Origin of the sequence: Streptomyces sp. R302 (assembly GCF_012927245.1) — a bacterium.
Taxonomy (GTDB): Bacteria; Actinomycetota; Actinomycetes; order Streptomycetales; family Streptomycetaceae; genus Streptomyces.
The window spans coordinates 410450-425515 of record NZ_JABBGE010000009.1 but is presented as its reverse complement, the minus strand read 5'-3'; the positions used below and the strand labels follow the sequence as shown (position 1 = coordinate 425515).

General features: G+C 73.0%; 13 protein-coding genes. 2 read left to right on the top strand and 11 right to left on the bottom strand.

Annotation, left to right across the window (positions count from 1 at the left end; all coding sequences use genetic code 11):
- Positions 1-52 precede the first annotated feature (52 nt).
- A complete protein-coding gene (locus HHL19_RS28340; protein WP_169093175.1) occupies positions 53-3028 on the top strand; it encodes an NACHT domain-containing protein in 2976 nt (991 codons plus the stop codon).
- An 80-nt stretch (positions 3029-3108) separates the two neighbouring features.
- Here the strand turns inward: HHL19_RS28340 and HHL19_RS28335 are convergent, their stop codons facing one another.
- Positions 3109-5628 carry an ATP-dependent Clp protease ATP-binding subunit gene (locus HHL19_RS28335; RefSeq protein WP_169093174.1) on the bottom strand — a complete coding sequence of 840 codons (2520 nt, stop codon included), beginning with the start codon at positions 5626-5628 and terminating at the stop codon, positions 3109-3111.
- 473 nt (positions 5629-6101) lie between these two features.
- Between HHL19_RS28335 and HHL19_RS28330 the strand changes: the two genes are divergently transcribed.
- On the top strand, positions 6102-6698 hold the full coding sequence (locus HHL19_RS28330) for an SCO3374 family protein (RefSeq protein ID WP_169093173.1): 597 nt from the start codon (positions 6102-6104) through the stop codon (positions 6696-6698).
- Here HHL19_RS28330 and HHL19_RS28325 read toward each other — a convergent pair.
- The 10 genes from HHL19_RS28325 to HHL19_RS28280 all read right to left on the bottom strand — a co-directional run bounded on the left by HHL19_RS28325 (position 6677) and on the right by HHL19_RS28280 (position 14949).
- Positions 6677-7012: an Lsr2 family protein gene (locus HHL19_RS28325; protein ID WP_169093172.1), complete on the bottom strand. Its 336-nt coding sequence runs from the start codon at positions 7010-7012 to the stop codon at positions 6677-6679. The two genes, HHL19_RS28330 and HHL19_RS28325, sit on opposite strands and share 22 nt — an antisense overlap.
- A 165-nt stretch (positions 7013-7177) precedes the next feature.
- Positions 7178-7687 carry an amino-acid N-acetyltransferase gene (locus tag HHL19_RS28320; protein WP_169093171.1) on the bottom strand — a complete coding sequence of 170 codons (510 nt, stop codon included), beginning with the start codon at positions 7685-7687 and terminating at the stop codon, positions 7178-7180.
- A 15-nt stretch (positions 7688-7702) separates the two neighbouring features.
- Positions 7703-8116: a BlaI/MecI/CopY family transcriptional regulator gene (locus HHL19_RS28315; RefSeq protein ID WP_169093170.1), complete on the bottom strand. Its 414-nt coding sequence runs from the start codon at positions 8114-8116 to the stop codon at positions 7703-7705.
- A gap of 145 nt (positions 8117-8261) precedes the next feature.
- Positions 8262-8438, bottom strand: a complete 177-nt coding sequence (locus HHL19_RS28310; RefSeq protein ID WP_169093169.1) for a hypothetical protein — start codon at positions 8436-8438, stop codon at positions 8262-8264.
- 14 nt (positions 8439-8452) lie between these two features.
- Positions 8453-9025, bottom strand: coding sequence for a hypothetical protein (locus tag HHL19_RS28305; RefSeq protein WP_169093237.1), 573 nt, complete (start codon positions 9023-9025; stop codon positions 8453-8455).
- A 349-nt stretch (positions 9026-9374) separates the two neighbouring features.
- Positions 9375-10181, bottom strand: a complete 807-nt coding sequence (locus HHL19_RS28300; RefSeq protein WP_169093168.1) for a type III pantothenate kinase — start codon at positions 10179-10181, stop codon at positions 9375-9377.
- A complete protein-coding gene (nadC, locus tag HHL19_RS28295) occupies positions 10181-11194 on the bottom strand; it encodes a carboxylating nicotinate-nucleotide diphosphorylase (protein WP_169093167.1) in 1014 nt (337 codons plus the stop codon). Before nadC ends, HHL19_RS28300 begins: the two co-directional genes overlap by 1 nt.
- A 40-nt stretch (positions 11195-11234) precedes the next feature.
- Positions 11235-12908 (bottom strand): L-aspartate oxidase, encoded by a 1674-nt coding sequence (locus tag HHL19_RS28290; RefSeq protein ID WP_169093166.1) that lies wholly within the window; start codon positions 12906-12908, stop codon positions 11235-11237.
- On the bottom strand, positions 12905-13975 hold the full coding sequence (gene panC, locus HHL19_RS28285) for a pantoate--beta-alanine ligase (protein WP_169093165.1): 1071 nt from the start codon (positions 13973-13975) through the stop codon (positions 12905-12907). Before panC ends, HHL19_RS28290 begins: the two co-directional genes overlap by 4 nt.
- Positions 13972-14949, bottom strand: a complete 978-nt coding sequence (locus HHL19_RS28280) for a DUF2520 domain-containing protein (protein ID WP_169093164.1) — start codon at positions 14947-14949, stop codon at positions 13972-13974. Before HHL19_RS28280 ends, panC begins: the two co-directional genes overlap by 4 nt.
- Between the last annotated feature and the right edge of the window lie 117 nt (positions 14950-15066).

Genomic DNA, 15066 nt, shown 5'->3' with positions numbered 1-15066 from the left:
ACCACGTCCCGCACTACGCTGACGGCATCCGGGGACGTACGGGGGGACAGGCATGGAACCGGCACTCATCGGCACGCGTCTCGCGTCGGCCGCGATCGGCCCGCTGCTGAGGAAACTCCTGGCCGGCGACGTACCGGGGGCCGGACTCACCGGCACCGACCGCCCCGTCCGGCTCGCCTCCCTCCTCTCCTTCCGCGGCGAGAAGCGCACCCTCACCGAGAAGGACGTCGGGAAGCTGGCCGCGACGCTGGTGGCCCGCACCTGCGAGGGCCCCGGCGAGCGGCCCTTCCCCGCCGACGAGACCGAGGCCGTCACCGACGCGCTCACCGCGAACCTGCTGGCCCTCGGCGACCTCGACATGGACGACGTCCAGGCCGTCCACCTCGGCCACGAAGCCCTCGCCCGCCGCCTGCGGGCCGCCGCGCCCGCCCCCGACGGCCTCTCCGCGGACTCCGTCCACTACCTGGAGGCCGCCACCGCCTGGGCCTGCCGCCACATCCTGGAGTTCTTCACCACCCGCCCCTCCTTCATCGCCCGCACCCTGGTCGAACAGACCCGCGGCCAGGCCGCGCTGTCCGCCAGGCTCGACGCGGTGGCCGCCGCGAACCCCGGCACCCTCGCCGAGGACGCCGCCTTCGAGCGCCGCTACCTCGCCCACCTGGCGAAGAAGCACGGCCGGCTCACGATCTACGGCGTCGACCTGCGCGACGCGGCGGAGGAGTGGCCGCTCGACGTGGCCTACCTGTCCCTGGAGGCGGCGGGCGAGACCGCCGGCCCCCACCACGACCACCGGGAGCCGCACTCCCTCCGCGCCGACCTCGCCCTCGCGGCCCACGACCGGGTACTGCTCCGGGGCCAGGCCGGCTCCGGCAAGACGACCCTCGTCCAGTGGCTGACGGTCTCGGCGTGCGGCACGCCCCCGGCCGACGGCATGGACTACCTCCACGGCCGCATCCCCTTCGTCCTCCCCATGCGCACCCTCACCCGCCACGGCGAGCGGCTCCCCGACGCGGAACGGTTCCTCTCCGCCGCCGACTGCCCGCTCACCCCGCCCGACGGCTGGGCCGACCGGGTCCTCGCCGCCGGCCGGGGCCTCGTCCTCGTCGACGGCATCGACGAGATCCCCGAGACGGAACGCGGCCGGGCCCGCGACTGGCTGCGCGGGCTGCTCACCGCGTACGGGGCCGGCAACCGCTGGCTCGTCACCTCCCGCCCCACCGCCGTACGCGACGACTGGCTGGCCCGCGACGGCTTCACCGAACTGACCCTCTCCCCCATGTCCCCCGCCGAGGTCGCCACCTTCGTCCGCCGCTGGCACCGCGCGGCGGGCCCGGCCGCCGCGCCGTACGAACAGCAGCTCCTCGACTCCCTGCGCACCACGGAACACGTGGCCGAGCTCGCGACGAACCCCCTCATGTGCGGCCTGATCTGCGCCCTCCACCACGACCGCCGCGGCTACCTCCCCCGGGGCCGCAAGCCCCTCTACGACGCGGCACTCTCCATGCTCCTCGCCCGCCGCGACCGCGAACGCGGCATGGGTGCGCCCTACGGCGTCGAGCTCGACGAGGCCCCCCAGATCCAGCTGGTCCAGCGCCTGGCGTACTGGCTGACGCTCAACGACCGCCTCGTCATGGACCGCGCCCACGCGCAGGCCCTGGTCACGGAGGCCCTCCCGGCGATGGGCCTCACGGGCCACGCCCCGGACCAGGTCTTCACCCACCTCCTCCACCGCAGCGGCCTCCTCCGCGAGCCCACCGCCGACACCGTCGACTTCGTCCACCGCACCTTCCAGGACTACCTGGCGGCGAAGGCCCTGGTCGACCACTGGGACATCGGCGTCCTCGTCCGCCACGCGACGGACGACCGCTGGGAAGACGTCATCCGCATGGCGGTGGGCCACGCCCGCCCCCGCGAGGCGGCGGAGATCCTGCGGGAGCTGCTGAGCGCGGCGGACGCGATGCCGGAAGGGCGCACCCGACTGCGGCTCGTCCTGCTGGCGGCGACGGCCCTCGGCCACGCGACAGAGGTCGCCCCCGAGGTACGGGAGGACATCCTGCGGCGCACCGGCGAGATCATCCCGCCCCGCGACCCGGAGGAGGCCCGCGAGCTCGCCCGGGCGGGACGCATGGTCCTGGACCTGCTGCCCGGCCCGGAGGGGCTGGCGGAGGACACCGCGCACCTGGTCGCGATCGCCGCGACGCACGTCTCCGCCGACGCGGCCCTCCCCTTCCTGGCCCGCTACGCCGACCACCCCTCGCTCCTCGTGCGGGCCCAGCTCGTCTGGGCCTGGCAGCGCTACGACGCGCGCGCCTACGCGGACGAGGTCATCGCCCGCCTCGACCTCACCGAGCTGCGCCTCCAGGTCCTGGACGACGACAGGGCGGCGGAACTACTCCGCCTCAACCTCACCCCTGAGCTCCTGGACCTCGCCACCTCGGTGTCGGCCCAGCGGGCGACCGACGTGCTGGCGCGGTGCGATCCCCGGGAACTGCGACTGCTGCCTTCCGAGCCCGCTCCGAACCTGACGCCCCTTGGTTCCCTCGGCCGACTGGAGTACCTCTCCCTGCCCGCGGGCATTCCGTGGCGGACCGGCGACCTGCCGCGGGACACCCCTCTGCGGAAGCTGGACTTCCCGAACCTGCCCCTGGACGGCCTTGCGGGGCTCGCCCGCTACCCCCGCCTGAACGAGCTGCCGTTCGTCGCCCTGCCGCCTCCCGCCCTCTGGCGTGACCTGATCCTGCTCCCGCAGGTCACGCGGCTGACGTTCGACATCGAGGTGCTCGCAAGGTGCCCGGAGGACATCACGCTGCCCAGCGTGACCTTCCTGACCTGCTACGGCGACGGTCGCGGGCATGCACTGGAAGACGTCGTACGCGTGTTCCCCAACCTCCAGCTGCTCCATCTGGCCGGGGGCACGTTCGACGTCTCCGCTGCGGGCGAGCTCACCGCGCTGGAGGCGATCCGGACCAGCCACGCCCTGCTCACCGGCGCCGGGGACCTTCCCTCCCGCATCCGCGTCTCCGCCTGAGCCCACGGCAAAGGGGCGGCCCCGGCACCATCAGGTGCCGGGGCCGCCCCTTTCAGACCGCTACACGCTCAGCGCGTGCGTCACGCGTCCTTGGAGAGGTTCGGGCCCGTGTCGCCCGCCGTGACCGGCGGGGCGTCGGGGAGGGCCGACTTCTCCTCGCCGCGGAAGGTGAACTTCTGCTCGTCGCCTTCGCCCTCGGTGTCCACGACCACGATGTGGCCGGGGCGCAGCTCGCCGAAGAGGATCTTCTCGGAGAGCGAGTCCTCGACCTCGCGCTGGATCGTCCGGCGCAGCGGCCGGGCGCCCATGACCGGGTCGTAGCCCTTCTTGGCGAGGAGCTCCTTCGCGGACTGGGAGAGCTCGATGCCCATGTCCCGGTCCTTGAGGCGCTCGTCGACGCGGCCGATCATCAGGTCGACGATCTGGAGGATGTCGTCCTGGGTCAGCTGCGGGAAGACGATGATGTCGTCCACACGGTTGAGGAACTCGGGGCGGAAGTGCTGCTTCAGCTCCTCGCTGACCTTCGCCTTCATCCGCTCGTAGTTGGACTTCGTGTCACCCTGCGCGGCGAAGCCCAGGTTGAAGCCCTTCGAGATGTCCCTGGTCCCGAGGTTGGTCGTCATGATGATGACCGTGTTCTTGAAGTCCACGACCCGGCCCTGGGAGTCGGTCAGGCGACCGTCCTCCAGGATCTGGAGCAGGGAATTGAAGATATCGGGGTGGGCCTTCTCGACCTCGTCGAAGAGGACGACGGAGAACGGCTTGCGGCGCACCTTCTCGGTGAGCTGGCCGCCCTCTTCGTAGCCGACGTATCCGGGCGGCGAGCCGAAGAGACGCGAAACCGTGTGCTTCTCGCTGAACTCCGACATGTCGAGGGAGATCATCGCGTCCTCGTCGCCGAAGAGGAATTCGGCGAGGGCCTTCGAAAGCTCGGTCTTACCGACACCGGACGGACCGGCGAAGATGAACGAGCCACCGGGACGCTTCGGGTCCTTCAGGCCGGCACGGGTACGGCGGATGGCCCGCGAGAGGCCGATGACGGCGTCCTTCTGGCCGATGACGCGCTTGTGGAGCTCGTCCTCCATGCGGAGCAGACGCGAGGACTCCTCCTCGGTCAGCTTGAAGACCGGGATGCCGGTGGCGGTCGCGAGGACCTCGGCGATCAGCTCGCCGTCGACCTCGGCGACGACGTCCATGTCGCCGGCCTTCCACTCCTTCTCCCGCTTGGCCTTCGCCGCAAGGAGCTGCTTCTCCTTGTCGCGGAGAGAAGCCGCCTTCTCGAAGTCCTGGGAGTCGATCGCGGACTCCTTGTCGCGGCGGACGCCGGCGATCTTCTCGTCGAACTCGCGGAGGTCCGGCGGCGCGGTCATCCGGCGGATGCGCATCCGGGAGCCGGCCTCGTCGATCAGGTCGATCGCCTTGTCCGGGAGGAAGCGGTCCGAGATGTACCGGTCGGCCAGGGTCGCGGCCTGGACGAGGGCCTCGTCGGTGATGGAGACGCGGTGGTGCGCCTCGTACCGGTCGCGCAGGCCCTTGAGGATCTCGATGGTGTGCGGCAGCGACGGCTCGGCGACCTGGATGGGCTGGAAGCGGCGCTCGAGCGCGGCGTCCTTCTCCAGGTACTTGCGGTACTCGTCGAGCGTGGTGGCACCGATGGTCTGGAGCTCGCCGCGGGCCAGCATCGGCTTGAGGATGCTGGCGGCGTCGATCGCGCCCTCGGCGGCGCCCGCACCCACGAGGGTGTGGAGCTCGTCGATGAACAGGATGATGTCGCCGCGGGTGCGGATCTCCTTGAGGACCTTCTTCAGGCGCTCCTCGAAGTCACCGCGGTAGCGGGAGCCGGCGACCAGCGCGCCGAGGTCGAGGGTGTAGAGGTGCTTGTCCTTGAGGGTCTCGGGCACCTCGCCCTTGACGATGGCCTGCGCCAGGCCTTCGACGACGGCGGTCTTGCCGACGCCGGGCTCGCCGATGAGGACCGGGTTGTTCTTGGTGCGGCGGGACAGCACCTGCATGACCCGCTCGATCTCCTTCTCGCGCCCGATGACCGGGTCGAGCTTGGACTCGCGAGCGGCCTGCGTGAGGTTGCGGCCGAACTGGTCGAGGACCAGGGACGTCGAGGGGGTGCCCTCGGCAGGGCCGCCGGCGGTGGCGGCTTCCTTGCCCTGGTAGCCGGAGAGCAGCTGGATGACCTGCTGCCGCACCCGGTTGAGATCGGCGCCCAGCTTCACGAGGACCTGGGCGGCGACGCCCTCGCCCTCGCGGATCAGGCCGAGCAGGATGTGCTCGGTGCCGATGTAGTTGTGGCCGAGCTGGAGGGCCTCACGGAGCGAGAGCTCCAGGACCTTCTTGGCACGCGGGGTGAAGGGGATGTGCCCGGACGGGGCCTGCTGCCCCTGCCCGATGATCTCCTCAACCTGCTGGCGGACCGCCTCGAGCGAAATCCCGAGGCTCTCCAGGGCCTTAGCGGCGACACCCTCACCCTCGTGGATAAGGCCCAGAAGGATGTGCTCGGTGCCGATGTAGTTGTGGTTGAGCATCCGGGCTTCTTCCTGAGCCAGGACGACAACCCGCCGCGCGCGGTCGGTGAACCTCTCGAACATCGTTAATCGCTCCTCAGAGCGGTCAGTCAGTTAGGGGTCGATCCCCTCCCTGTCCTTCCGCAGCTTAGTCCCGCAAGCGGGGACCGCTCATTCCAACTGCCGACATCCGTCCGGATCACCCCCTTGTCCCTGGGGTGTCCCGCTGCCGAACAGCCGACAAATGCTCCAACTCGATGGTGCGAGACGATGTTCCCGCAGGCCAAGTAGTTACCCCCGCCTTGAGTACGCCGATGGCGAACGCGAGACGGACCGGCCGTACGAGTCACCCCTCTCCACTAGGAATGTCTTACCCGCAGGGTCCGACACTCCATGCGGCACACCCGGGTTCCCTCCGCTACCAGCGAACAGAGTTGCGTCGCCGAATGCGCTCGTACGCCCCATTACCGGACACCTCGGGTCCCCGGACCGGAACGTTACGTCACCGGTGGCGCCCGGGGCCGTAACCTCCCCGGCCCCCCGGGAGTTCCCCGGGCATGGCCTTCACCGTCCCGTCTCCCCGCTCGCCGATCGACGGCGGCCGGGAGCTCGCGCTCTGGTACGAGCGGGAGCTCGGGTGGGCGACGGTGCCGGGCCCGCCGGCGCTGCTGGTGACGGGGCTCCGCTTCGACGTCCTCGAACTGCCCGCCGCGGCCGGCCGGGGGGTGCTGCGCCGGGTCGGTGCGGCGACCGGTCCCGTGGCCCTCATGGGGCGCCGGATGCGGCTGCTCGTGGCCGCGGGGAGCGCCGAGGAGCTGCCCGGCCTGCTGGAGTGGCTGGAGTGGGGCGGGATCTCACTGGACCTGGTGGCGCTGGGCGCCGACGGCCGGATGACCGCTCCCCCGCCGCCGGGGCGGGGCGGATCCGGCGCGCCGGGCGCCGCCGTCTGGCTGCGGGCCCCCGAGCCGGGGCGCGAGGTGGAGTCCTCGCTGCCGGCTCCGCGGTCCGGGCCGTGGGGTCGTGCGGACGCCCCGTGTCTGACGCGCCTGGTGGCCGCGGCCGCGGTGGAGTGCCACCGGCTGCGGCTGCTGAGCGCCCGGGCCGACGGGCCGACGGCTCAGCGGGGGACGCCTCAGCGGTTCGCGTCCTCGTAGGCCGCCTTGACGTCCGCCGGGACGCGGCCGCGGTCGTTGACCTTCATGCCGTTCTCCTTGGCCCAGGCGCGGATCTTCGCCGTGTCCTGGCTGCCGGACGCGGCCACACGGCCCTTGCCGCGGCCCGCCGCGGTGCGGCCGCCGGTGCGGCGCCCGCTCGTGGTGTACGGCTCGAGCAGGCCACGGAGCTTCTCCGCGTTGGCGGTGGTGAGGTCGATCTCGTAGGTCTTGCCGTCCAGCGCGAACGTCACGGTCTCGTCCGCCTCGACGCCGTCGAGGTCGTCGACAAGAAGGACCTGAACCTTCTGTGCCACCGGATTTCCTTTCATCGAAAATGCAGTACGCGGAAAGGAAACCGCTTTTCCCGGAAAAACACAAACCCCTGGGAGAGGTTCAGATCCCCGGCAACGCGGGAAACATGCGCGATTCGGACATAGGGTTCCACCAGGCTTCCCGCGGGGTTCCGCCGGGGGGATAGGTCACAGGTGCAGAAGCATCCGGCTGTTGCCCAAGGTGTTCGGCTTCACTCGTTCGAGACCGAGGAACTCGGCGACGCCCTCGTCATAGGAACGGAGGAGCTCGGCGTAGACATCTCCGTCGACCGGGGTCTCGCCGATCTCGACGAAGCCGTGCTTCGAGAAGAACTCGACTTCGAAGGTGAGACAGAAAACCCGGCGCACACCGAGCCAGCGCGCGGTCTGCAACAACTTGGTGAGCAGCTGATGACCGACGCCGGCGCCCTTGAACTCCGGATCGACGGCGAGCGTGCGGACTTCCGCGAGGTCTTCCCACATGACATGCAGGGCGCCGACTCCGACGACCTCCGCGTCCTCGTCGCGTTCCGCGACCCAGAACTCCTGGATGGCCTCGTAAAACGTCACCGTCGCCTTGTCGAGGAGGATGCCGCGGCGCGCGTAGGGGTCGACCAGACGTCGCACGGCGGCGACGTCGGAGGTGCGGGCGCGGCGTACGGTGACGGCTTTCGACATGGGGGGACGGTACCCCTAGGAGGGCGTCGGTTCCCCCCCGCCCTCCTCGGGCGGCGCGGGGAGCGGGCTGTCGCGCTGGACGATCCGGATGGCGTCGTTCAGGGACTCGCGCTGTTCCGACGACATCATCCCGAAGAAGGCGACGAGGGCGGCCGCGGGGTTGTCGCTCTGCGCCCAGGCCTCGTTCATGAGGGCGGCCGAGTAGGCGGCGCGGGTGGAGACCGCCGTATATCGATAGGCGCGGCCTTCGACTTCCCGACGCACCCAGCCCTTCTGATGGAGATTGTCCAGGACGGTCATGACGGTGGTGTACGCGATGGAGCGTTCCTGCTGGAGGTCTTCCAGGACTTCCCGGACGGTCACCGGGCGGTTCCATTGCCAGATGCGCGTCATGACGGCGTCTTCGAGTTCTCCCAAGGGGCGCGGCACAGGCTCACCCTAGTGGGAGATAACGGGAATAACGGTTATTGGAGGGCGAAGCGCGGCGGTAGCCCGCCATAGCATGACGAAAGGGGCGCCGACCGTTGCCTTGGTCGTACGCCCCTACGGAGTCCTGCGGGTGCGGCCGCGTGCGTTACGCGTCGGGGCCGTCCGACTGGCGGGTGGCCTCCGCGCGGGCCAGGGCCGCGTCCACCACGGCGTCCTCCTTGGCCTTGTTCGGGCCGCCCTGCGTCTTGACGATCACGACGATCAGGGCGATGAAGAACGCGGCCATCACGACCGGCGGCACGAGCGCGGAGACGTAGTCCATGCCGACCAGGGTAGCTAGCCCGCGACCCGTTCCTCGGGTGGGGGCGGGGGTACCGGGCGGCGGCGTGGCGGGAAGACCTCGGAGGGCTTGGGGACCGGGCGCTCGGAGGGGGTCGGGGTCGGCGGCTTGGGGCGGGGCTCCTGGGCCGCGCGGCCGCCGGGCAGGGCGAGCAGCCGGGCGCGGGAGGCGGCCGGGGCGCTCGCGGTGGCCTGGGAGACGCGCGCGAGGCGGGCCCGCACGGAGCGCTCGGCGAGGACCTGGCAGCGGTCGAGCAGCCGGGCGGCGGCCGCGTTGGCACGCAGGGCGCGCAGGGCGGCGAGGTCGTCGACCCCGGGGTCGTACCCGCCGGCCAGGGCCTCCTCCAGGCGTTCCAGGTAGCCGGTGAGCGAGCCGGGGAGGCTCTCGCGGTAGCGGACCAGGTCGGCGAGGAGGAAGGCGCGCAGCCGGTCCGCCTCGCGCACCGCCTCGTCCACGGAATCGGCCAGACGGAGGGCGTCGCGAACGGCCTCGTCCGGGAGGGGGGCGGGGTGGAGGGCGTTGGCGAGGGCGCGTCGGAGCACACGCAGCTCGTCCGCACTGAACGCCATGCCGCCGCGGGATCCGTAGGGCGTGGGCATGGGGCGACGATACGCGCTAATCGGACAAACTTCGCGCAACGATCACCCGGCGCGTCGCCCCCACCTGCAGATTCCCCCACATGCCGCCCGCCGGACACCCACCGCCCGGCACACGGCCGACGGGGGCGGCCGAGGCACGCGGCCCCGCACCCCGCACGTTCCCGACACCCACGCGCGCGTGCGGACGGATCGCCGGGTCGCGGCGCCCGACGCCCGGCGGACGCAGGCGGCCGGGGCCGAGCCGGCGCAGGCGCGGTCGGCCGAACGGCCGGAGCCCCGCGCGCGGGCGGGGTCCGTACGTCTGGGGTGTTCGGGAGGGTCACATGCGGGAGACGTTGCGTTCGTAGACGAGGCGGAGGCCTATGAGGGTGAGCCAGGGTTCGTGGCGGTCGATCTCGGCGGAGTCGCGGAGGACCATGGGGGCCAGGCCGCCGGTGGCGATCACCGTGACCGTGGAGGGGTCGCCCTTCGGGCCCACCAGTTCGCGCTTCATGCGGGCCACGACGCCGTCGACCTGGCCCGCGTAGCCGAAGACGATGCCGGACTGCATCGCCTCGACCGTGTTCTTCCCGATCACCCCGCGCGGCCTGACCAGCTCGATCTTGCGGAGCATCGCGCCCTTCACGCCCAGCGCCTCGACCGAGATCTCGATGCCGGGGGCGATCGCGCCGCCCGCGTACTCGCCGCGCGCGGTGACCGCGTCGTACGTGGTCGCCGTGCCGAAGTCGACGACGATCGCCGGGCCGCCGTAGAGCTCGACGGCGGCGACCGCGTTGATGATGCGGTCCGCGCCGACCTCCTTCGGGTTGTCGGTGAGGATCGGCACGCCCGTCTTCACACCGGGCTCCACGAGGACCGCCGGCACGTCCCCGTAGTAGCGGCGGGTCACCTCGCGCAGCTCGTGCAGGACCGAGGGGACCGTGGCGCAGATCGCGATCCCCTCGATCCCGTCGCTCAGCTCCGCGCCGAGCAGCGGGTGCATGCCCATCAGGCCCTGGAGCAGGACCGCCATCTCGTCGGCGGTCCTGCTGGGATCCGTGGAGATCCGCCAGTGCTCGACGATCTCCTCGCCGTCGAAGAGCCCGAGGACCGTGTGCGTGTTGCCGACGTCGATGGTGAGGAGCATCAGTCGCGCACCTCGCGCAGGTCCAGGCCGATGTCGAGGATCGGGGAGGAGTGCGTGAGGCCGCCGACCGCCAGGTAGTCCACGCCGGTCGCCGCGTACGCCGCCGCGTTCTCCAGGGTCAGCCGGCCGGAGGACTCCAGGGCCGCGCGGCCGCCGACCAGGGCCACGGCCTCCTCGGTCTCGTCCGGGGTGAAGTTGTCGAGCAGGATCAGGTCGGCGCCCGCGTCGAGGACCTCGCGGACCTGGTGCATGGTGTCGACCTCGACCTCGATCGGCAGCTCGGGGAAGGCCTCGCGCACGGCCTGGAAGGCCTCGGCGACACCGCCGGCGGCCACCACGTGGTTGTCCTTCACCAGCGCCGCGTCCGAGAGCGACATCCGATGGTTGACGCCGCCGCCGCAGCGGACCGCGTACTTCTCCAGGGCGCGCAGCCCCGGCGTCGTCTTGCGGGTGTCGCGGACCCTGGCCTTCGTGCCCTCCAGGACGTCCGCCCACGCGCGCGTGGCGGTGGCGATGCCGGAGAGGCGGCACAGGATGTTCAGCGCGCTGCGCTCGCCGGTGAGCAGGTCGCGGGTGCGGGCGGTGACGCTGAGCAGCAGGTCGCCGGGCTCGACGCGCTCGCCGTCCTCACGGTGCCGCTCGACCTCGAACTCCTCGGTGCAGACGATCGACAGGACCGCCTCCGCCACCCGCAGGCCGGCGACCACGCCGGCCTCCCGGGCCACGAAGTCGGCGGTCGCGACGGCGTCCTCGGGGACGGTCGCCACGGTCGTCACGTCGACGCCGCCGTCGAGGTCCTCGGCGATCGCCAGGTGGGCGATGTCCTCGACCTGTACGGGGTCGAGGCCGGCGTCGGCGAGCAGCTGGGCGAGCGCGGGGTCGAGCCCGCACTCGTACTCCTCCGCGTCGCCGCAGCCGCAGCCGTCGCCGCAGCCGCCGGACTCCTCGTGCGAGCTGATCTGGATGAGAGGGACGTCCACGGGCTCGGGACGGGATTCCTCGGGCGTGCTCACGGCTGCTGCTCCCTGGGGGTGACGGGGCTTCGGGGGAAAATCACGGGGCTTCGGGGGTCACGGGCGGGAAGTCCGCGCCTTCGGTGACGCGGACCACCGGGCGGCGGTCGGCGGCGATCCGGACGACCAGGTGGCGGCGCCACTTCTCGTCGTCCCGGTCCGGGCGGTCCTCCCGCCAGTGGCAGCCGCGCGTCTCCTCGCGGGCCAGGGCGGCCGCGGCCAGGACCCGGGCGACGCACAGGAGGTTGGTGGTCTCCCAGGAGTCGACGCCCGGCTCGGCGGCCTTGCGCTCCTCCTCGGTGTCCTGCCGCAGCGCCTCCAGGGCGTCGCAGGCGGCCGTCAGGGAGGCGGCCGACCGCAGCACGCCCGCGTCCCTGGTCATGATCCGCTGGATCTCGCGGCGGGCCTCGGGCGCGACGAGGGTCAGCACCTCGCCGTCCTCGTTCTTCGCCACGCCCTCGCGGTGCGGGCCGTGCTCGGCGATGTCGGCGGCGATCCGCTCCGCGAAGACCAGGCCCTCCAGGAGCGAGTTCGAGGCCAGCCGGTTGGCGCCGTGCACGCCGGTGCAGGCGACCTCGCCGCAGGCGTACAGGCCGGGGACGGTGGTGCGGCCGCCGAGGTCGGTGCGGATGCCGCCGGAGGCGTAGTGCGCGGCCGGGGCGACCGGGATCGGGTCGGTGACCGGGTCGATGCCGTGCGCCCGGCAGGCGGCCAGGATCGTGGGGAAGCGGTGCTCCCACATCTCGGCGCCGAAGTGCCGGGCGTCGAGGTACATGTGCTCGGCGCCCTGCTCCGCCATGCGGCGGGTGATCGCCTTGGCGACGATGTCCCGGGGCGCGAGCTCGGCCAGCTCGTGCTGCCCGAGCATGAAGCGGACGCCGTCCGCGTCGACCAGGTGGGCGCCCTCGCCGCGTACCGCCTCGGAGACGAGCGGCTGCTGGCCCTCGGCGCCGGCGCCGAGGAACAGCACGGTCGGGTGGAACTGGACGAACTCCAGGTCGGAGACCTCGGCGCCGGCGCGCAGCGCGAGGGCGACGCCGTCGCCGGTGGAGACGGACGGGTTGGTGGTGGCGGAGAAGACCTGGCCCATGCCGCCGGTGGCGAGGACCACGGCGGGGGCGCGGACGGCGCCGACGCCGTCGTGCTGGCCCTCGCCCATGACGTGCAGGGTGACGCCGGCCGTGCGCCCCTCGTCGTCCTTGAGGAGGTCGAGGACGAGCGCGTGCTCGATGGTGCGCACCCCCCGCTCGCGGATCGCCTCGACCAGGGCCCGGGAGATCTCGGCGCCGGTGGCGTCGCCGCCCGCGTGGGCGATCCGGCGGCGGTGGTGGCCGCCCTCGCGGGTGAGGGCGATCTCGCCGTCGTCGGTACGGTCGAAGTCGGCGCCGGTGGCCATGAGGCGGCGGACGGCGTCGGGGCCCTCGGTGACGAGGAGGCGGACGGCCGGCTCGTCGCAGAGCCCGGCGCCGGCGACGAGGGTGTCGTCCAGGTGCTGCCCCGGGGTGTCGCCCTCGCCGAGCGCGGCGGCGATGCCGCCCTGGGCCCAGCGGGTGGAGCCGTCGTCCAGGTTGGCCTTGGTGACGACGACCGTACGGAGCCCGGCGGCGGTGCAGCGCAGGGCGGCCGTCAGTCCGGCGACGCCCGAGCCCACCACGACGACGTCGGCGTCGATGGCCCAGCCGGGCGCGGGGGCGTGCAGTCGTATTCCGGTCACGAGGCGGCTCCCTGGGTGGCTCCGAAGGTCATCGGGATGTTGTCGATCAGCCGGGTGGTGCCCACGCGCGCGGCGAGCGCCAGGATCGCCTCGCCCCGGTGGCCGTCCTCGACCTCGGTGAAGTCGGCGGGGTCGATCAGCGCCAGGTAGTCGAGGACGAGCGGCGGCTCGGCCTTCGCGGCCTCGTCGAGGACGCCCCGGGCCGCGGCCCGGACGGCCTCGGCGCCGCCGCCCTCGGCGGCCTGCGCGACCGCGTGCGCGTCGGCGGCGGCCCGGGCCTCGCCGAGCCGGGACAGCGCCTCGGCGCGGTTCCCGGCCCGCCCCTGGGCGCCGGGCAGGGCGACGGCGCGCGCGTGCAGCGCCTCCTGCGCGGCGAGCCGGTCGCGGGCGGCGAACAGGGCCCGGGACAGCGCGAGGGCGGTGTGCCGCTCGGCGGCCGACAGGTAGCGGTTGCGGCTCGACAGGGCGAGGCCGTCGTCCTCGCGGACCGTGGGGACGCCGACGATCTCGACGGGGAAGTTCAGGTCCCGCGCCATGCGCCGGATGACGGCCAGCTGCTGGGCGTCCTTCTGGCCGAAGAAGGCCAGGTCGGGCCCGGTGAGGTGGAGGAGCTTGGCGACGACGGTGAGGACGCCGTCGAAGTGCCCGGGGCGGGAGGCGCCCTCCAGGCGGTCGCCCATGGGGCCCGCGGTGATCCGGACCTGCGGCTGCCCGCCGGGGTAGACCTCGTCGACGGAGGGCGCGAAGACGGCACTGGCGCCGGCGGCGAAGGCCAGCTCCAGGTCGGCGTCGAGGGTGCGCGGGTAGCGGTCGAGGTCCTCGCCCGCGCCGAACTGGAGCGGGTTGACGAAGACGGTGACGACGACGAAGCCGTCCGCGCCGACCCGCTCGCGGGCGGCCCGGATCAGGGTGGCGTGCCCCTCGTGGAGGGCGCCCATGGTCATGACGACGGCGTTGTGCCCCGGCGGGCCGCCGAAGCTCGCACGCGCGCGTGCCAGTTCCGCGACCGTGGAGACCAGCTCCGCCGGCGCGTGCCGCCCGGGGTTCTTCCGGTCGGTCAGGGTCATCGGTCGTCTCCTCGCGGCCCGTCGTCGGGGCCGGTCGTGTCTGCGGGGCCGGTCGTGTCTGCGGCGGGGTCGGCGGCGAGGACGCCCAACAGATCCTGGGCCAGCTCCGGCTTGAGCAGGCCGTGCGCCAGCGCCCGGTCGGCGGTCGTCCGGGCCATCGCCAGGTAGCCGGCGACGGTGCCGGGGGCGTGCTTGCGGAGCTCGGCGACGTGGGCGGCGACCGTGCCGGCGTCGCCGCGCGCGACGGGGCCGGTCAGGGCCGCGTCGCCGGACCGCAGCGCGTTGTCGAGGGCGGCGCCCAGGAGGGGGCCGAGCATCCGGTCGGGGGCGGCGACGCCGGCCGTGCGGAGCAGTTCCATCGACTGGGCCACCAGGGTGACCAGGTGGTTCGCGCCGAGGGCGAGGGCCGCGTGGTAGAGCGGCCGGGCCTCCTCGGCGATCCACTCGGGCTCCCCGCCCATCTCGATGACCAGCGCCTCGGCGGCGAGCCGCAGCTCCTCCGGCGCGGTCACCCCGAAGGAGCAGCCGGCGAGCCGCTGCACGTCCACGGCGGTGCCGGTGAAGGTCATCGCCGGGTGCAGGGCCAGCGGGAGCGCGCCCGCGCGCCGGGCCGGGTCCAGGACCCGGGCGCCGTACCGCCCCGAGGTGTGCACGATCAGCTGGCCGGGCCGGACGGCGCCGGTCCCGGCGAGTCCCTCGACGAGGCCCGGCAGGGCGTCGTCCGGGACGGTCAGCAGGACGAGGTCGGCGAGCGCGAGCACCCGCGCGGGCTCCACCACCGGCACGTCCGGCAGCAGCGCGGCGGCCCGGCGCCGGGAGGCGTCGGAGACCGCGGAGACGGCGACGGGGCGGTGTCCGGCGAGCCGGAGGGAGGCGGCGAGCGCGGGGCCGACGCGGCCTGCGCCGACGACCCCGACGGTCAGCCGGGCGGGCCGGTCCTCGGCCCTGGGCTCTGGCGCTGCGGGTGCGTTCACGGTGGTTACGGGCCTTCCGTTCCAGTCCTCGGCGGGTACCGGACGATTTCTCGTCATGCTACGCCAGCGTTTCGCGCCTCCTCCCGGCTGCCCGAAACCCGCGGGCGGGGGTGCGGG